We start from the raw sequence: 17,141 nt of genomic DNA, 5'->3' as shown, positions 1-17,141 counted from the left end.
GCCCGGCTCGCCGATCCACAAGTTCAGCGACCTGGCGGCCGGTCAGCGCATCGGCGTGGTCCAGGGCACCGTCGAGGAGTCCTATGTCGTGGACACCCTGCATCTGCAACCGGTGAAGTACCCCGGCTTCGCCACCCTGTATGCCAGTCTCAAGACGCGTCAGATCGATGCGTGGGTGGCGCCCGGAACCCTCGCCTCGACGGTGCCCTGGACCACGCCGATGCGCTGACCGGCCGCCAGGTCGCTGAACTTGTGGATCGGCGAGCCGGGGGGCACCACGAGGGAGTAGAAGCCGAAGTCGTAGCCGTTGGTGAACGCTACGGTCCGGCGGCGCTGGTCGGTCGCCTTCACCGATGCCGAGCCGACGTCGAAACGCCGGGACGCCACCTGAGCCAGCAGGGCGGAGAAGTCCGTGCTGACGAAGCGGAGCTGCAGATGCAGCTTGTCGGCGATGGCGCGCAGGAGCAAGTTGTCGAAGCCGCTGAATTCACCGGTCGGATTGATGCAGATGTTGGGCGGGGCGTCCGACAGGGTGCCCACCGTCAGCACGCCCGGTGTGCCGAGGCCGAGCGCGCCGACTTCGACGGAGCTGAGCGGCTCGACGGAGTTGGTCGTGTCCCGGTCCTCCTGGGGGGTGGGCTGACTCTCGGTCAGATCTTTGGGCAGGGCCCTGGCGCTCTCCACGCCGGAGGGCGCGCACTGGTTCCAATCGGCAGCCGCGGGGGTGGCCGGGCCGCCTAATGCCATGCCGCACACCAACAGCATCGTCGCGGCCAGTCCGAACAGCCTTCCGCGGCGCTGGGTGCTTCGGAACGCGCGGGCATTCATCCCTGCCACCGTATCGACCCGACGGCGGCTTCGTCGGGGGAGCGTCCCCTCTAGATCGCGAGTGGCTCGACGCCCACGGCTTCGGCGTCGGCGAGCACTTCGAGCGGTTCCGGCACCACCGGATCCATGTCGTCGGGTGCGGTGAACACCCGGCGCCGGGAAAGTTCGGCCAGCATGGTCTGTGCCATCAGATAGGAGCGGCCGACGCACGCGGCCCGGGCGGCCTCGGGGTCGCGCCGGTTGATCGCCGACGTCTCCTCTTCATAAAACGGGAGGATCTCTTCCCGGCTGCCTTGATAGATCAGCCAGAACACCCGGGGCACCAGGTTCTGCGAGGCGCGGATCGTGGCGTGTAACCGCGGCCCGGCGTATTCGTCGTTGATCGTGCGCCGGTATTCCGCCGCGATGTCGCAGAAGGCCCGCGAATCCTTGGCGGCGCGCAGCGATCGCATCAACGCGTCCAGCTGACCCAGGATCCGCGGAGTCGGACTCGTGGCCGCTCGCGCGGAGGCGATGCCGTTGAGCAGGCCCTCGAGTTCGTGATGCTCGAGGACGGTCGCTTCGTCGAATCGCTCCACGAACGCCCCCCGGTGGTAGCGGGTGGAGACAATGCCGTCGTGTTCGAGTTGCACCAACGCCTCTTGAATGGGAACGCGGCTCACGCCCAGGCCGAGCGCGATCTCATTGCGATCGACGCGGTCGCCGCTGCGCAGCTTTCCCGTCAGCAAGAGGTGCAGGATGTGCGAAACAACCAGGTCCTTTTCTTTGACCCCGTATTTCTTCGGCATGCGTTGTTGAGTCTCTTTCAAACCCGGTTCGGCCAACTAGCGCGAGAAGTTTCTCACGAGTTGGCTCGTATTTTCCGGCGTTTGACGGAGGAATCTTGCGGCGAAAGGCCTTAACGACCATCGCGCCACCGGCACAGCGCTTCCGCCGCGCTTAGGTCGTAATCCGGACCGTCACACCCCACCGTCAGCAGCGTCACGCCGAGGTCGACGAGCCTTTCGGCATTCTCGACCAGCGCGCCGCGGACCTGAACGGCGGCCGAGCGTTCGATGCTGGCCGGGTCGCGGCCGACGTCGGCGCAGTGCCGGGTCAACACATCGGACTTCGCCGGGAACTCGTCGGCGGAGGTGAAGCTGTGCCACATGTCGGCGTACTCGGCGACCAGCCGCAGCGTCTTCCGCTCGCCGCCGCCACCGATCAGGATCGGGATGTCGCGGGTCGGCAGCGGATTCAGCTTGGCCAGCCGCGCCTTGATCCGAGGAAGCGCGCCGACGAGATCGTCCAGACGGCTGCCGGCGGTGCCGAACTCATAGCCGTATTCGTCGTAGTCCTTCTGCTTCCAGCCCGAGCCGATCCCCAGCACGAGCCGGCCGCCGCAGATGTGGTCGACGGTCCGGGCCATGTCGGCCAGCAGTTCGGGATTTCGGTAGGAATTGCAGGTGACCAGCGCGCCGATCTGAATGCGCGAGGTCTGTTCGGCCCAGGCCCCGAGCATGGTCCAGCATTCGAAATGCGCGCCGTCGGGATCCCCGTAGAGGGGGAAGAAGTGGTCCCAGTTGAACGCGATGTCGACCCCGATGTCCTCGCAGCGGCGCACGGCGTCGCGGATTTGGCGGTACTGGGGCGCGTGCTGAGGTTGTAGTTGCACACCGATGCGGACGGGCAGATCAGAAGTCATGTGCCCACCGTAGGCTCACCGCGCGTCGAGCACCCCGCGCAGCAGCTCGATCAGGGCCAGCGGCTGGTCGCTTTGCACGGAGTGCCCGGAGTTGGCCACAACGTGCGCGGTTCGGAAATGTCTTGTGCGACGGCTTAATTCCGCGGCATCGTCGTCGCTGACGAATCCCGAGTTGCCGCCGCGGATGAGGGTGATGGGTGCAGAAAGCCTGTCCACGTCCTCCCACAGGACGTCGAAGTCGGGGAACTTGCGGATGGCGTCGTAGCGCCACGTCCAGTTGCCGTTTTCCAGCCGGCGCGAGTTGTGAAAGACGCCGCGGCGCAGCGCCTTCACCTCGCGATGCGGGGCCGCGGCGATCGTCAAATCCAGCATGGCCTGGAAGCTGGGGAATTCGCGTTCGCCGTGCATGAGCGCCACGGTGCCCTGTTGTTCTTTGGTCATCTCCGAGTGCCGCTGCAGCGCCGACGGGGTGACGTCGATCAGGACGAGTTCGTTCACCAGTTCCGGTGCCACGGCGGCCAGCCGTATCGCGGTCAACCCACCCAGCGACATGCCCACGACAAGATCGGCGCTGGGAGCGTGCTCGCGCACCGCGGGCAATAAGGCGTCGGCGTTCAGCTGCGGCGAGTAGTCGCCGTCCTCGCGCCATGCCGAATGGCCGTGCCCGGGCAGATCCACGGCCAGTGCGGGTTCGCCCAGGCCGACGATGACGGTGTCCCAGGTGTGGGCGTTCTGGCCGCCGCCGTGCAAGAAGACGACCCGCGGGGCAGTACCACCCCACCGGAGCGCGCTGATCGTGTCCTCACCGGCGCCCGCCCCCACGCGTTGCACGTCCGGCAGCGGGCCGGTGACACCGGCTTGCTCGGCATTTTCGGATAACAGCGAGAACTCGTCGAGCCCGTCGAGTTCGTCTTCGGAGATTTCGGCCACGACCTAAAACTAGCCCCTCGTCTACAGGAGGTAACGACGGCGGATGCCGCGAAAGCGCTCCCACATCGCCGCCGCGCGCTCGGCGGCGCTCACCATCGCGGTGTCTGCCGGCAGGGCGGCGAGCAGTTCGTCGTGCTTGACGACTTGGGTGTTCAGCGCGGCCGGTGCGCCCTCGAGCATGTGCCGGTAGGTCAGGTTGCCGCACGCGAAGCCCTGGGTGTCGATCCAGTTGTGCACGCCCGGATCACGATGCGCCATGACGAGACGGATGCGGCCGTCTGCGTCGGTCTTCGTGCGACTCGGCGTGTAGCTCACCGGCCGGTACAGGTAATCCATGCTGTTGAAAAAGACGCCCATATTGGTCAGCATCCACAATCCGGCGTGGGCGCCGAATTCGAGGATCAGCGCCTCGTCGTCCGCGAGTTCCCAATACATGTTGGCGGCGGCCCGGCCGCGCCTGGCGTCGGCGTCGGTCGCGTCGACTTGCGGAAAGGAGTTGGGGCGGTTGGGGTCGACGCCGCCGTAGGTGAAGGGGAACTCGGGCCAGTCCGCCATCAGGCCAGTGACGAAGTCGCCCGCCCAGCGCATCGCCTCGACCATCTCGGGCGTCGACGGCAACGGCTTGGGGTAGTCCATGTCGATTCGTTCGATGCGAACCTGCGCGGGCAGCTCGTCCCAGCGGTCGAAACCCTGGCGAATGAACAGTTTCCGCGAGCCGGTAGTGGTGGGCAGCCAGTTCGGCCCGCGCTCGGGTCCGCCGATGTAAAGCTCGATTTCCCCGCCATCGCCGACCTGAAGCTGATGACCGAGCAGGTTGGCCTCCGGTATGTCACCGAACGGCTCGTGCAGCACGCCCGGGCCAGACGTACGTGGCCCCTGAACCGTGACGTTGAAAAACCTTGCAGTGCCACGCGTCCCGACGAGGCGGTAGGTCGACCGCCCGTCGATCCACGCCTGCTGGTAAGTAAAGTCGGCGCAGTCGCCGCCCAGCTTGCGGGTCGGGCCGCAGAAGGTGTGCAGCACCGGGTAGCGGGTGTCACGCGTTTCGAGCGCCAGATCGAAGGCCTGGCCGAGATTTTGGGTGAGGAACCGGTAGGCGTCGACCCGATGGGCGCCCGACACCGGGTTGGCCTGCTTGAAGGCCTGCTCGCCCGCTCGCTGCAGCCGCGCGCAGAATTCGGTCCAGGCCTGCTGCAGCGCCGTGTCGTCGGGCCCGTCGCCTAAGGCCATGCTCACGCACCGAGCCTCTCGAGCATCGCGCTGACGACTACGCATGCGCGTTGCGCGGCTTCCAGGTGTCCCTCTCGGTCGATGCGGGGACCGATCAGTTCCAGGTCGAAACCGTGGGAGTAGCCGCCGGTGAGCGCCTGGGCGACGATGGCTTCCAGCGGGATCGTTCCGTCGCCCGGTACCGCCCTGCCCGGTAGCTCCCGGTCGCCGAGCACATAGTCGCTCAGCTGGATCAGCGCCGTCCGCGGTAGGGCCCGCTGCACCATCGCCTCCAAATCCCCCTCCGCCCAACAGTGAAACACGTCGATGCATACACTCAGGTCGGCCATCTCGGCCAGCGTGACGGCGTCGCGCAGCGTGTGGGCCAGGTGGATGTCGGCGTACAGGCTTGACGCATTCTCAATGGCCAGCGCCACCCCGGCCGCCTTGGCTCGACTCGCGCAGGGGCCGACCATCGCGCAAAAGCGGTCCGCGGCCTGCGCCCAGGTGAGGTCACCGCGCCCGCCGGTGAGCAGGTAGACGGTGCGGGTCCCGACGGCGGCGGCCGCGTCGATCACGGCGGACAGCGCGTCACGGGCGGCGTGCGGTTCGCCGGACAGCTTGCCGCCGGCGAACAGGTGATAGACGGCTTCGACCGAATATGCGTTGCCGTGCAGCAACATCGGGAAGTGCGGCTCCAGCAGCTGGGCGTCCAGGATGCTCAGCCGGGACACGCCGAGTGCCGCCCAATGAGCTTCCAGTTCGGCCAGCGACTCGCCTTGGAAGGTGACGCTGTGCACCGACAGGCGGTGGTGCGGACCGGTCATGTCAGGCGCGGCTCTCGATGGCGACACCGAATCGCTCTCGAAAAGGCCGGAATTCGGCGTGCAGCGCCTCCAGGTCCTCGCCGATGTCGGTCAGCAACTGGGTGGAGTAGCGGAATTTGCCGTAGCGGTCGCCCCGGTTGTCGGCCAGGTAGGCGCGCATTGTCGCTTCGGCGTCGTCCGACAGCTCGCGACCGCAGAACTCGTAGTAGCGCCGAACGGTGCCGATGTGGTCGCCGACGAAGTCGGCGTAGCGCACGTGCAAGATGTGGGGATCGTCGACCAACGGGTTGCTCATCGTGTTGGCAATGCTGGCCCGAGTCATCTCGAGGTGCTTCTTCGCTTCGGCGTGCAGGTCGACCGGACCGACGATGCCTTCGGCGATGTCGGCCATCATCATGGTGCGCGACGCGGCGACTTGGACGGGGTCGCGGTGCAGCCACATCAGGCGTGCGTCGGGATAGGTGTCGAAGAGTTCCTTGAGGCGGAAGCCGTGAAAGCCCTTCAGCACCCAGTATTTTCGGGCTCGACGGTATTGCAGCTGTTGCAGCATGGCCTTGTGTAGCCGGTATTGCGCCGCCGGATCGGTGGCTAACCCGCCGACCAGCGACTGCATCGGCACGCGCCACCAGGCCGTCGGCGTCATCACCCGGAAGTCGAACGCCCAGGTGCGCTCGTCCTCGGGCAGGCCGTCGCCCAGCATGTCGTTGTACGGGTGGCTGTGCAGCCACTTGGGCATCTTGGCGTTGATCTCGCGCCAGTCCGCGTCGGCCCGTTCCCTGCGGTCGTCGCCGGGGCCGGCCAGACCCGGCGGTGGTGACGGATACATCACCTCCCAGAAGCGCAGCGCCCGAGCGCGCGGGTCGACGGACATCAGGGCGTGCATGAGCGTTGTGCCCGAACGGGGTTCGCCGGTGACGAACATCGGCCCGTCGATCACCTCGTCGGCGATCGGGTAGCGGATGCGGTCTTCGATGAATTCGAGCCGCGACGTCAGCAGCCATCGACACACCTGGGCCGCCTGCCGGTTGCCCTCGGCGTCCATGCCGAGGCGGTTGAGATGGTCGACCGCGACGGTGAAGCGTTGCGGCAAGGTGGGATCGCCATAGTCGCGCAGTCCGGTTTCGGTCTCCGCGTCGGCGAGCAGCTGGGCGGCGTCCAGGGACATCGTCACACCCGCCCGCCGCACAGCCGCATCAGTTCGTCTTCGGTGGCGCGCACGTTGGCGGCCGAAGCCTCGGCGTAGCTCAGGCCGGCCATCGCGCCGTAGTCCAGGATCTTGGGTACGCGCAGTCCCGCGTCGACGTACGTCTTGACGATCTTGGCCACCTGCGTCGGCGTCCCGTGCGGGACGGCGGCCAGCACCATCTCGGGCCGCGCTTTGGCGAGGAATTCCAGGATCCGTTCGCGGGTGAGCACCGCCGGGTCGATGTCTTGAAATCCCCGCCACCGATCGCCCATCGGGTGGTCGAACCCGAAGCCGCGCAGCGTTTCCGCCGACACTTGCAGCAGGAACGCCTTGACCAGGGGTGCTTGGAGGATCTCGGCGAGGGCGTTCTCGTCCTCGCCGATCAGACATACCTGAATGAAGCACGGTGTGATCGCCTGCGGATCACGGCCGACGCGTTCGGCGGATCTCCTTACCGCACAGAGCATTTCGGCATAGTGTTCTGGTGTCCAGGCGCCGGTGGGCCACCAGCCGTCCGCGTGCCGGCCTGCGACGTCCAGCATCCGCGGGCCGCTGGCGCCGATCCAGATCTGCGGCGGCCGGCCCGCGTAGGGTTCGGCGTCCAGCCGCGCATGGCGCAGCGAGTAGAACTGCCCGTCGAAATCGACCGGGCCGTCGCTGTCCCAAAGCAGCCGGATCACCGTGAGGGCTTCTTCGAAGCGGCTGACCGGCCGGGAGAAGTCGAAGCCGTAGGGCAGGGTGTTCTCGCTCTCACCGCTGCCCAGGCCGAGGATGAAACGGCCCTTGGCGAGGTGGTCGATCGTGAGCGCCGTCTGGGCCAGCAGGCTGGGGTGGCGGCGCACCGTGTCGACGACGGCGCTCACGATCGGCACGTTCTCCGTCAGGACGGCGGCCGCGGCGGCTACCGCCAGCCCGTCGAGGTGGCGGTGCGGCGACGGGGAAGCGGTGGCCAGGTCGGTGAACTCGGGGGTCCAGATCGAGTCAGGCCAGAAGCTGACCATGTGGTCGGGCAGCCAGATCGAGTGGTACCGGCCGCTGTCCAGCTCCTCCAGCCGGGACAGGTCCAGCGGGAGGGTCGTGCGCAGGAATGCGGCGGGTTGCACAGCCATCGAGAGATGATGCTAAGCACTCGCACAGCGAAGTGGGGAGGAAATGGCTCCAGCGGCCGCGAGCGCAACGCCGTGGCGAATTCCGAAGGGGGAAGGCGCCGTGACGTTACGCCCGCGGGTTAAGCAGACCTCTTAGCCCTCGATGATGAACTCTTCGAGCTGCGCGCGCGCGACGTCGTCGGGCAGCTGCTGCGGCGGGCTCTTCATCAGGTAGGCCGACGCCGGGATCACCGGGCCGCCGATGCCGCGGTCCTTGGCGATCTTGGCCGCCCGGACCGCGTCGATGATGACGCCCGCCGAGTTCGGCGAGTCCCACACCTCGAGCTTGTACTCCAGGTTCAGCGGCACGTCACCGAACGCGCGACCCTCCAGCCGCACATAGGCCCACTTGCGGTCGTCGAGCCAGCCGACGTGGTCGGACGGGCCGATGTGCACATCCTTGGTCTTGAACTCGCGTTGCAGGTTGGAGGTGACGGCCTGCGTCTTGGAGATCTTCTTGGACTCCAGCCGCTCACGCTCGAGCATGTTGAGGAAGTCCATGTTGCCGCCGACGTTGAGCTGCATGGTGCGGTCCAACTGCACGCCGCGGTCCTCGAACAGCTTGGCCATCACCCGGTGGGTGATGGTGGCGCCGACCTGGCTCTTGATGTCGTCGCCCACGATCGGCACGCCCGCGTCGGCGAACTTCTTGGCCCATACCGGGTCCGAGGCGATGAACACCGGCAGCGCGTTGACGAACGCCACACCCGCGTCGATGGCGCACTGCGCGTAGAACTTGTCGGCCTCTTCCGAACCGACGGGCAGGTAGGACACCAGCACGTCGACCTCGGCGTCCTTGAGCGCCTTGACCACGTCGACCGGCTCGACGTCCGAGAGCTCGATGGTGTCGGCGTAGTACTTGCCGATGCCGTCCAGCGTGGGGCCGCGCTGCACCACCACGTTGGTGGGCGGCACGTCGGCGATCTTGATCGTGTTGTTCTCCGAGGCGAAGATCGCGTCGGAGAGGTCGAAGCCGACCTTCTTGGCGTCCACGTCGAAGGCGGCGACGAACTTGACGTCGCGCACGTGGTACTGGCCGAACTTGACGTGCATCAGACCGGGCACGGTGCTGTTCTCGTCGGCGTTCTGGTAGTACTCGACGCCCTGTACCAGCGAAGACGCGCAGTTACCGACGCCGACAATGGCGACTCGTACCTCCGTCGACGCGATTGGCGCGTTCTGGTCACTCATAAGGGCGTTCTCCTAACTCGATAACTCTGTGTCGCAGCTGATGAATTTCGTGCAGGGGTTTTACGTCTGCTCGGAGAGGCCGGGCATCGCCCGCTCCGCAGCAATGAGCTCGTTGAGCCACTTCACTTCGCGCTCGCTGGACTCGAGCCCCAGCTGGTGAAGTTGGCGGGTGTAGCGATCGAACGAGCTGCTGGCCCGCGCCACGGCTTCGCGCAGGCCTTCGCGCCGCTCCTCAACCTGACGGCGGCGACCCTCCAGGATGCGCATGCGCGCCTCCGCCGGAGTCCGGTTGAAGAATGCCAGGTGCACCCCGAAGCCGTCGTCCGTGTAGTTGTGCGGACCGGTGTCGGCCACCAGCTCACCGAACCGACGTCGTCCTTCGTCGGTTAGCTGGTAGACGCGCCGCGCCCGACGGACCGGCGTGCCGGCCGGGGCGGCGTCTTCGGCGATCAAGCCTTCGGCCTGCATCCGCCGGAGGGCGGGGTACAGCGAACCGTACGAGAACGCACGGAACGCGCCGAGGAGACCGGTCAACCTTTTGCGCAACTCATACCCATGCATCGGCGATTCGATCAGCAGGCCCAGGATGGCGAGCTCAAGCATCGAATCACCTCCTTTGCACGGCCGGTTACGACGGTTCGACGCCTCGCGTCATCGTATCGTCTCGATATATTCGCCACAACACCACCGGTTGTTAGTCGGCTATTAGTCCGGGTGCGCGGAATCGAATCGCGCCGGCAGCGGGGCCGGATCGCGGCGGTTAAGACGGCAGATTCAGTTGCTTCACGGCGCCGTCACCTGCGAAGACGATGTAGCCACCACCGTAGTCGCTGGAGACGTACAGCGACAACGACAGGGCGCCGGGGGTGGTCGGGTCGGTCGCCGGCTCAATGTTGAGGTATTCGGTCTTGACGTCCGACGGCTTCATGTGGAGGGTCTGCGGGGCTCCGCGCATGATGCCCACCGTCGCCGTGACGTCGAACTTGCTCAGGTCCACCGGAAAGGGCCCGTCCGCGGAACTCTTGGCGGAGCTCGTCGGGTCGCCCCAGCCGCCGCGGTAGCTGTAGGCCAACACGCGGCGATCGTCGGAGGGATCGGGCCGGTCGAGCACCGCGTACGTCGGATAGATCACCAGCCGGTAGCCCATTGCGTCGCCGAAGCGTTTGCGTGTTTGCTCGAGCAGTCCCGTCAGGCCGCCGACCGAGTGCAGTTGGGTGGGCGGGGTCAGCACGACGGCGGCGACTCCGTCGGGCTTGGCCCCGGGGTCCGTGGTGAAGTCCAGCGGCGACTTGGTGTTGCCGTACATGCCCCACCCGATGCCGATGCCGAGCAGTACCGACACGACGAACGCGGCGGCGAGCACCCGCGCCAAAGACGTCAACCGGCAGGACGCCTGCAAGATCCTCGACAACGCCCTCAACGACGGCGAGCTCTCCATGGAAGAGCACCGGGAACGGGTGAGCGCGGCCACCAAGGCCGTCACGCTCGGCGACCTGCAGGATCTGGTGAGCGATCTGCAGACCGACAGCAGCGCCCTGCCGACGACCACCGTCAGGACCCGGCCGGTGCCGCCAAGGCTCGGGGGCTGGGGGGTGCTCGCCGCCGCGCCACCGCCAAGCGATGTCCCGAGCCATTTCGCCACGGGACGATCGTAGAGTCCCGGTCCGGTGGGCACGGGAAAGGACCGAACGATGACCCGACTGCGGGCGCCACAGTTTGGTTGCGTATCGGCCGTCCGGATGGAGACGTACTCTGGTGGGCGTGCGACTGCAGCGACAAGTGGTGGACTACGCGCTCCGGCGGCGAGCACTGCTGGCCGAGGTGTACTCGGGCCGCACCGGCGTGTCCGAGGTATGCGACGCGAACCCTTATCTGCTGCGCGCCGCCAAGTTTCACGGGAAACCGAGCCAGGTCATGTGCCCGATCTGTCGCAAGGAACAGCTGACGCTGGTGTCGTGGGTGTTCGGCGAACACCTGGGTCCGGTGTCGGGGTCGGCCCGCACGGCCGAAGAGTTGGTCCTGCTGGCGACTCGCTTCGAGGAGTTCGCTGTCCACGTGGTGGAGGTGTGCAGGACCTGCAGTTGGAATCATCTGGTCAAGTCGTACGTGCTCGGCGCGGCGCGCCCACCCAAGGGCACCCGCACCACGCGGACGGCGCGAAACGGCGCGCGCACGGCCATTGAATAACGACGGACGCCACGACCAGTCGTCCAACAACGCGGATGGGCCGGCGACTGAGCGCGTGGGCAAACACGGAAGCGGCGAGCGCCCGCGTGACGCGCCGTCGGCACCCGGTCAACGGCGGGGGGTTCCCCCGGACGACCGGATGACCACGATCCTGCCGCCGGTCGTCGACGACCGGTCACCCCGGCGGCCCGATCCCAGCATCGAGGAAGTCAAAGCCGCGCTGGAGGGCCCTCCGTCCACGCCGCTGCAGCGGGACGCGCTCGAGGAGGTCAAGGCCGCGCTGGAGAGCCGGACGCCGCCGCGGCGCGAGCGGCCGGGCGCGGGGGGCCCACCGGAGGGACCACCGCCGCCATCCGGTCCGCGACGGCCCGGCGGCCCCGACGGCTTCGGACGCCGGCCCCGGGGTGACGTCCATTGGACGCAACAGATCAATTGGCTGTGGGTGCGGCGAGCGGCCTACCTGTCGGCGGTGGTGCTGGTGCTGCTGCCGATCGTCACGTTCGCGATGGCGTATTTCATCGTCGACATCCCCAAGCCCGGCGATCTGCGCACCAATCAGGTGTCCACCATCCTGGCCGGCGACGGATCCGAGATCGCCAAAATCATCCCGCCCGAGGGCAATCGGGTCGACGTCAACATCAACCAGGTGCCGGTACACGTGCGGCAGGCGGTGATCGCCGCCGAGGACCGCAACTTCTATTCGAATCCGGGTTTCGACTTCAGCGGATTCGCGCGGGCGGTGAACAACAACCTCTTCGGCAACGGCGACCTGCAGGGCGGGTCGACGATCACCCAGCAATACGTGAAGAACGCGCTGGTGGGTTCGGCTCAGCACGGTCTCAGCGGCCTGATGCGTAAGGCCAAGGAACTCGTGATCGCCACCAAGATGTCGGGTGAGTGGTCGAAAGACGATGTGCTGCAGGCCTACCTGAACATCATCTACTTCGGCCGCGGCGCCTACGGCATTTCCGCCGCCGCGAAGGCCTACTTCAACAAGCCCGTCGAGCAGCTCACCGTCTCGGAGGGGGCGCTGCTCGCCGCGCTGATCAGGCGGCCCTCGTCGCTGGATCCGGCCATCGATCCGCAGGGCGCCCGGGCCCGGTGGAACTGGGTTCTCGACGGCATGGTGGAGACCAAGGCATTGTCACCCAGTGACCGTGCCGCGCAGGAGTTTCCGGAGACGGTCCCGCCGGATCAGGCGCGCGCGGAGAACCAGACGACGGGGCCCAACGGCCTGATCGAGCGTCAGGTGACCAAAGAGTTGATGGAGCTGTTCAACATCGACGAGCGGACCCTGAACACCCAGGGCTTGCAGGTCACCACCACGATCGACCCGAAGGCCCAGCAGGCCGCCGAAAAGGCGGTCTCGAAATACCTTGACGGGCAAGACCCCGACATGCGGTCGGCGGTGGTGTCGATCGACCCGCATGACGGGGCGATACGCGCGTATTACGGCGGTACGGACGCCAACGGATTCGACTTCGCGCAGGCCGGCCTGCAAACCGGTTCGTCGTTCAAGGTTTTCGCGCTGGTCGCCGCGCTCGAGCAGGGGATCGGGCTGGGCTACCAGGTCGACAGTTCGCCTCTGACGGTCGACGGCATCAAGATCACGAACGTCGACGGTGAGGGCTGCGGCACGTGCAACATTGCCCAGGCCCTCAAGCAATCGCTGAACACCTCCTACTACCGGCTGATGCTCAAGCTCAAGGGCGGCCCGCAGGCCGTCGCGGACGCCGCGCACCAGGCCGGTATCGCCACCAGCTTCCCGGGTGTGGAGCACACCCTCTCCGAGGACGGCAAGGGCGGACCGCCCAACAACGGAGTTGTGCTGGGGCAGTACCAGACTCGGGTGATCGACATGGCCTCGGCGTACGCCACGCTGGCCGCCTCGGGTCTCTACCACCGGCCGCACTTCGTGCAGAAAGTCGTCAGCTCCGACGGGCAGGTGCTCTTCGATGCCAGCAAGTCCGACAACAACGGCGAGCAGCGGATCCCGAAGGCCGTGGCCGACAATGTCACCGCGGCCATGGAGCCGATCGCCAGCTACTCGCGGGGCCACGCTTTGGCCGGCGGCAGGCCATCGGCGGCCAAGACGGGAACCACGCAGCTCGGCGACACGACCGCCGACAAGGACGCCTGGATGGTCGGATACACGCCGTCTTTGTCCACGGCGGTCTGGGTCGGCACCGCGAAAGGCGACGTGCCCCTCGTAACCGCCTCGGGCGCACCGGTTTACGGCTCGGGGCTGCCGTCGGACATCTGGAAGTCGACGATGGACGGTGCGTTGAAGGGCACGTCGAACGAGTCGTTCCCCAAGCCGACCGAGATCGGCGGTTATGCGGGCGTCCCAGCGCCGCCGCCTCCGCCCCCGGCGCCGTCGGTGACCGTCATACAGCCCACGATCGAGGTGGCGCCGGGCATAACGATCCCCGTCGGCCCGCCGACCACCATCACCAACGCGCCGCCAGGACCGGGCGGTGGCGGCCCAGGCGGGCCGGGCGGCCCCGAGCCTGGTGTCCCGCCGGGCGGTCCGCAAGCCCCCGGGCCGCAGCCGCCGCCGTGACCGACGCCGAGCAGCGCAGCGCGACCATCTCTCCGGCGCGATTGGCCGGCGATCTGCGTAGCGTCGACAACCGCGATTGCCCCAGCCGCACCGACTCGTTGGGCGCCGCGCTGGCGGAGGTCGTCGGGGGGCCGGTGGGTGGGCACGCGCTGATCGGCCGGACGCGGGTGATGACGCCGCTGCGGGTGATGTTCTTGATCGGACTGGTGTTCCTGGCGCTCGGCTGGTCGACGAAGGCGGCCTGCCTGCAGAGCACCGGAACCGGGACGGGCGATCAGCGGGTGGCCAACTGGGAGAACCAACGCGCGTACTACGAGCTGTGTTACTCCGATACGGTGCCGCTCTACGGCGCGGAGTTGTTGAGCCAGGGCAAGTTTCCGTACAAGTCGAGCTGGATCGAGACCGACGGCAGCGGCACCCCGCAGACCCGCTACGACGGCCGGCCCGCTGTGCGCTACATGGAGTATCCGGTGCTGACCGGGATGTATCAGTACGTGTCGATGGCGCTGGCGAAGACCTACACCGCGTTGAGCAAGCTGGCGCCGCTGCCGGTGGTCGCCGAGGTGGTGATGTTCTTCAACGTCGCGGCGTTCGGCCTGGCGCTGGCGTGGCTGGCGACCGTCTGGGCGACCGCAGGCCTGGCGGGACGCCGGATATGGGACGCGGGCCTGGTGGCCGCGTCGCCGCTGCTGATCTTCCAGATCTTCACCAATTTCGATGCGCTGGCAACGGGTTTGGCGATGGCCGGTGTGCTGGCATGGGCCCGCCGTAAACCGGTGCTGGCCGGCGTGCTGATCGGATTGGGCGCCGCGGCCAAGCTGTATCCATTGTTGTTCCTGGGCCCCATGGTGGTCCTGGCGATTCGGACGGGACGCTTCCGCGCTGTGGCGCGCACCGCCGCGACGGCCGCGGTGACATGGTTGTTGGTGAATCTGCCGGTTTTGGTGCTGTTTCCGCGCGGGTGGTCGGAATTCTTCCGGCTCAACACCCGCCGCGGTGACGACATGGATTCGCTTTACAACGTCGTCAAGTCGTTCACCGGCTGGCACGGATTCGACCCCAAGCTCGGGTTCTGGCAGCCGCCCACGGTCCTGAACACGGTGGTCACGGTGCTATTCGGAATCGGTTGCGCTGCAATCGCATACGTGGTGCTCACCGCCCCCCAGCGCCCGCGGCTGGCGCAGCTGTTGTTCTTGGTGGTGGCGGTGTTCTTGTTGACCAACAAGGTGTGGAGCCCGCAGTTCTCGCTGTGGCTGGTGCCGTTGGCGGTGCTCGCCTTGCCGCACCGCCGGATCCTGCTGGCGTGGATGACCATCGACGCGGTGGTGTGGGTGCCGCGGATGTACTACCTATATGGCAATCCGAACCGCTCGCTGCCCGAACAGTTCTTCACCACCACGGTGGTGTTGCGTGACGTCGCCGTCGTGGTGCTGTGCGCGTTGGTGATCCGCCAGATCTACCGGCCCGGCGAGGATCTGGTGCGTTGGGGCGGCCGGGTGGACGACCCGTCCGGCGGTCCCTTCGACCGCGCACCCGACGCCCCGCCCGGATGGCTGCCGGACTGGCTGCGCCCGGCCGGCCCGCGGCGCGCACCGGAGCCGGACCCCGAGGCCGAATCGGCGGTGCCGGCCGGGGTGGCGCCATGACGCTCGTCGCCGTTCCCTTGTTTCCCCGGGTGACCGCGCTCGACGCGGTGGGGCCCTACGAGGTGCTGCAGCGCGTTCCGTCGGTCGAGGTGGTGTTCATCGGTCACCGCCGCGGCGAGGTGCGGACGGAGAACGGGATGCTCGGCCTCTGCTGCGACGCGCGGTTCGATGAGGTCACGTCGCCGGACGTGGTGCTGGTTCCCGGCGGGATCGGCACCCGGCAGCTGATTCACGACGAGACCATCCGGAGCTGGCTGCAAGCCGTCCACCAAACCACGACGTTCACCACGTCGGTGTGCACGGGTGCGCTGCTGCTGGCCGCGGCGGGCCTGCTCGAGGGACTCACCGCCACGACGCACTGGCGGGCAAGCGACCTGCTGAACAAGCTCGGAGCCCGATACGTGCCGGACCGCGTCGTCGAGCACCTCCCGCAACGGATCATCACCGCCGCCGGGGTGTCCAGCGGCATCGACATGGCTCTGCGGCTGGTCGAACTCCTCGTCGATCGGCAGGCCGCGCAGGCCGCGCAACTGCTCATCGAATACGACCCGCAGCCGCCGTTCGACGCGGGCTCCCTGGCCAAGGCCGATCAGGCGACGGTCACGCGGGCCACCGCATACTTGGACGCCCGGCAGTAGCCGGATTGCCCGGCCGCCCGGATCCGCCGCGATTTTGGAGGCCACCCCGCCCATCCGGTAGCCTGATGCGGTTGCCGACGCAGGCGACCCTCCTGCCACGGAACGACCGTGGCCGCTTGAGACCAGAGGAGGTGGTGAGGTTTCCATGCGTCCATACGAAATCATGGTCATTCTTGACCCCACGCTCGACGAGCGCACCGTTGCTCCGTCCCTGGAGACGTTCCTGAACGTCGTCCGTAAAGACGGCGGCACCGTCGAGAAGGTCGACATCTGGGGCCGGCGCCGGCTGGCCTACGAGATCGCCAAGCACGCCGAGGGCATCTATGTGGTGGTCGACCTCAAGGCGGAGCCGGCGACGGTTTCCGAGCTCGACCGCCAGCTGAGCCTCAACGAGTCGGTACTGCGCACCAAGGTGATGCGCACCGACAAGCACTAACACCTGTGGCTGAGTCGTGGGCCCACCGTCGGTGGACTTGCGTAGGCTCAGCGAGGATACGTGCCATCCACCGTCTGAGAAGCGAGTAGCAGGGCGGACCTAGGAGGAAATTGTGGCTGGTGACACCACCATCACCGTCGTCGGAAACCTGACCGCCGACCCCGAACTGCGGTTCACCCCGTCCGGTGCCGCCGTCGCGAATTTCACCGTGGCGTCGACACCGCGAATTTATGACCGCCAGAGCGGGGAATGGAAGGACGGCGAGGCCCTCTTCCTGCGCTGCAACATCTGGCGGGAAGCCGCCGAGAACGTCGCCGAGAGCCTCACCCGGGGCGCCCGCGTGATCGTCACCGGCCGGCTCAAGCAGCGTTCCTTCGAGACGCGTGAAGGCGAGAAGCGGACCGTCGTCGAGGTCGAGGTCGACGAGATCGGCCCCTCGCTGCGGTACGCCACCGCCAAGGTGAACAAGGCCAGCCGCAGCGGCGGCGGCGGTGGCGGTGGTGGCTTCGGCGGCGGGGGCGGGTCCCGGCAGGGATCGGCGCCACCGGCGAGCAGCGCACCGGCCGACGACCCGTGGGGCAGCGCCCCGGCATCCGGGTCATTCGGCGGCGGCGACGACGAACCGCCGTTCTGAAGAACTTCAACAGTAAGAAACGGAAAGAAAGACA

Annotated in this window: 16 protein-coding genes and 3 pseudogenes; 8 read left to right on the top strand and 11 right to left on the bottom strand. The window is 67.3% G+C overall.

The genetic code is table 11. The features are described 5' to 3' along the window. A pseudogene (locus tag A5701_RS27850) lies at positions 1–202 on the top strand (amino acid ABC transporter permease); the annotation flags it as partial. Here the strand turns inward: A5701_RS27850 and A5701_RS26975 are convergent. The 11 genes and pseudogenes from A5701_RS26975 to A5701_RS26925 form a co-directional block, all read right to left on the bottom strand. Beyond that, positions 196–828: pseudogene (locus A5701_RS26975) on the bottom strand (transporter substrate-binding domain-containing protein); the annotation flags it as partial. The pseudogenes A5701_RS27850 and A5701_RS26975 overlap by 7 nt on opposite strands. 50 nt (positions 829–878) lie before the next feature. Next, positions 879–1,616 carry a GntR family transcriptional regulator gene (locus tag A5701_RS26970; RefSeq protein WP_067761408.1) on the bottom strand — a complete coding sequence of 246 codons (738 nt, stop codon included), beginning with the start codon at positions 1,614–1,616 and terminating at the stop codon, positions 879–881. Between the two features lie 110 nt (positions 1,617–1,726). Further along, positions 1,727–2,512, bottom strand: a complete 786-nt coding sequence (locus tag A5701_RS26965) for an LLM class F420-dependent oxidoreductase (RefSeq protein ID WP_067761405.1) — start codon at positions 2,510–2,512, stop codon at positions 1,727–1,729. Positions 2,513–2,527: 15 nt separating this feature from the next. Further along, positions 2,528–3,442, bottom strand: a complete 915-nt coding sequence (locus A5701_RS26960) for an alpha/beta fold hydrolase (RefSeq protein WP_067761402.1) — start codon at positions 3,440–3,442, stop codon at positions 2,528–2,530. A 21-nt stretch (positions 3,443–3,463) separates the two neighbouring features. After that, the gene (locus tag A5701_RS26955; protein ID WP_067761399.1) at positions 3,464–4,672 is read right to left on the bottom strand and encodes a DUF1214 domain-containing protein; all 1,209 of its coding nucleotides are present in this window, start codon (positions 4,670–4,672) and stop codon (positions 3,464–3,466) included. A 2-nt stretch (positions 4,673–4,674) separates the two neighbouring features. Beyond that, the gene (locus A5701_RS26950) at positions 4,675–5,478 is read right to left on the bottom strand and encodes a sugar phosphate isomerase/epimerase (protein WP_067761396.1); all 804 of its coding nucleotides are present in this window, start codon (positions 5,476–5,478) and stop codon (positions 4,675–4,677) included. A 1-nt stretch (position 5,479) separates the two neighbouring features. Beyond that, positions 5,480–6,649 (bottom strand): sulfotransferase, encoded by a 1,170-nt coding sequence (locus A5701_RS26945; protein WP_067761420.1) that lies wholly within the window; start codon positions 6,647–6,649, stop codon positions 5,480–5,482. Then, positions 6,646–7,773, bottom strand: a complete 1,128-nt coding sequence (locus tag A5701_RS26940) for an LLM class flavin-dependent oxidoreductase (protein ID WP_067761393.1) — start codon at positions 7,771–7,773, stop codon at positions 6,646–6,648. Before A5701_RS26940 ends, A5701_RS26945 begins: the two co-directional genes overlap by 4 nt. 132 nt (positions 7,774–7,905) lie before the next feature. After that, positions 7,906–9,003 (bottom strand): inositol-3-phosphate synthase, encoded by a 1,098-nt coding sequence (locus tag A5701_RS26935; protein ID WP_067268555.1) that lies wholly within the window; start codon positions 9,001–9,003, stop codon positions 7,906–7,908. A gap of 60 nt (positions 9,004–9,063) precedes the next feature. Then, positions 9,064–9,606 (bottom strand): PadR family transcriptional regulator, encoded by a 543-nt coding sequence (locus A5701_RS26930; RefSeq protein WP_003874738.1) that lies wholly within the window; start codon positions 9,604–9,606, stop codon positions 9,064–9,066. A gap of 157 nt (positions 9,607–9,763) precedes the next feature. Further along, positions 9,764–10,366, bottom strand: a pseudogene (locus A5701_RS26925) (hypothetical protein); the annotation flags it as partial. On the opposite strand from A5701_RS26925, the gene A5701_RS29450 reads away from it, so the two are divergent. From A5701_RS29450 to A5701_RS26895, 7 genes are all read left to right on the top strand, one after another. Next, positions 10,308–10,658 carry a DUF1707 domain-containing protein gene (locus A5701_RS29450; RefSeq protein ID WP_369807454.1) on the top strand — a complete coding sequence of 117 codons (351 nt, stop codon included), beginning with the start codon at positions 10,308–10,310 and terminating at the stop codon, positions 10,656–10,658. The pseudogene A5701_RS26925 and the gene A5701_RS29450 overlap by 59 nt on opposite strands. Positions 10,659–10,764: 106 nt before the next feature. Beyond that, positions 10,765–11,190: a DUF5318 domain-containing protein gene (locus A5701_RS26920; RefSeq protein WP_067761414.1), complete on the top strand. Its 426-nt coding sequence runs from the start codon at positions 10,765–10,767 to the stop codon at positions 11,188–11,190. Beyond that, on the top strand, positions 11,183–13,753 hold the full coding sequence (locus tag A5701_RS26915) for a transglycosylase domain-containing protein (RefSeq protein ID WP_156670293.1): 2,571 nt from the start codon (positions 11,183–11,185) through the stop codon (positions 13,751–13,753). The genes A5701_RS26920 and A5701_RS26915 overlap by 8 nt, the downstream gene beginning before the upstream one ends. Next, entirely contained in the window at positions 13,750–15,399 is a 1,650-nt protein-coding gene (locus A5701_RS26910) for a glycosyltransferase family 87 protein (protein ID WP_067761384.1), read from the top strand. Before A5701_RS26915 ends, A5701_RS26910 begins: the two co-directional genes overlap by 4 nt. Then, complete coding sequence (locus tag A5701_RS26905) at positions 15,396–16,037, top strand: DJ-1/PfpI family protein (RefSeq protein WP_067761417.1); 642 nt, start codon at positions 15,396–15,398, stop codon at positions 16,035–16,037. The genes A5701_RS26910 and A5701_RS26905 overlap by 4 nt, the downstream gene beginning before the upstream one ends. 145 nt (positions 16,038–16,182) lie before the next feature. Further along, positions 16,183–16,473, top strand: a complete 291-nt coding sequence (gene rpsF / locus A5701_RS26900; protein WP_036362157.1) for a 30S ribosomal protein S6 — start codon at positions 16,183–16,185, stop codon at positions 16,471–16,473. 112 nt (positions 16,474–16,585) lie between these two features. Then, positions 16,586–17,107 (top strand): single-stranded DNA-binding protein, encoded by a 522-nt coding sequence (locus A5701_RS26895; protein WP_067308144.1) that lies wholly within the window; start codon positions 16,586–16,588, stop codon positions 17,105–17,107. Positions 17,108–17,141: the final 34 nt, after the last annotated feature.

This window comes from Mycobacterium sp. E3305, from assembly GCF_001666785.1.
GTDB lineage: Bacteria > Actinomycetota > Actinomycetes > Mycobacteriales > Mycobacteriaceae > Mycobacterium.
This window is presented reverse-complemented; position numbering and strand designations above follow the sequence as displayed.

Coding starts and splice junctions, on each gene's coding strand:
- A5701_RS29450 (WP_369807454.1), top strand. CDS start 10,308: ATGCCCCACCCGATGCCGATGCCGAGCAGTACCGACACGACGAACGCG.
- rpsF (WP_036362157.1), top strand. CDS start 16,183: ATGCGTCCATACGAAATCATGGTCATTCTTGACCCCACGCTCGACGAG.
- A5701_RS26955 (WP_067761399.1), bottom strand. CDS start 4,672: ATGGCCTTAGGCGACGGGCCCGACGACACGGCGCTGCAGCAGGCCTGG.
- A5701_RS26965 (WP_067761405.1), bottom strand. CDS start 2,512: ATGACTTCTGATCTGCCCGTCCGCATCGGTGTGCAACTACAACCTCAG.
- A5701_RS26970 (WP_067761408.1), bottom strand. CDS start 1,616: ATGCCGAAGAAATACGGGGTCAAAGAAAAGGACCTGGTTGTTTCGCAC.
- A5701_RS26940 (WP_067761393.1), bottom strand. CDS start 7,773: ATGGCTGTGCAACCCGCCGCATTCCTGCGCACGACCCTCCCGCTGGAC.
- A5701_RS26950 (WP_067761396.1), bottom strand. CDS start 5,478: ATGACCGGTCCGCACCACCGCCTGTCGGTGCACAGCGTCACCTTCCAA.
- A5701_RS26905 (WP_067761417.1), top strand. CDS start 15,396: ATGACGCTCGTCGCCGTTCCCTTGTTTCCCCGGGTGACCGCGCTCGAC.
- A5701_RS26930 (WP_003874738.1), bottom strand. CDS start 9,606: ATGCTTGAGCTCGCCATCCTGGGCCTGCTGATCGAATCGCCGATGCAT.
- A5701_RS26935 (WP_067268555.1), bottom strand. CDS start 9,003: ATGAGTGACCAGAACGCGCCAATCGCGTCGACGGAGGTACGAGTCGCC.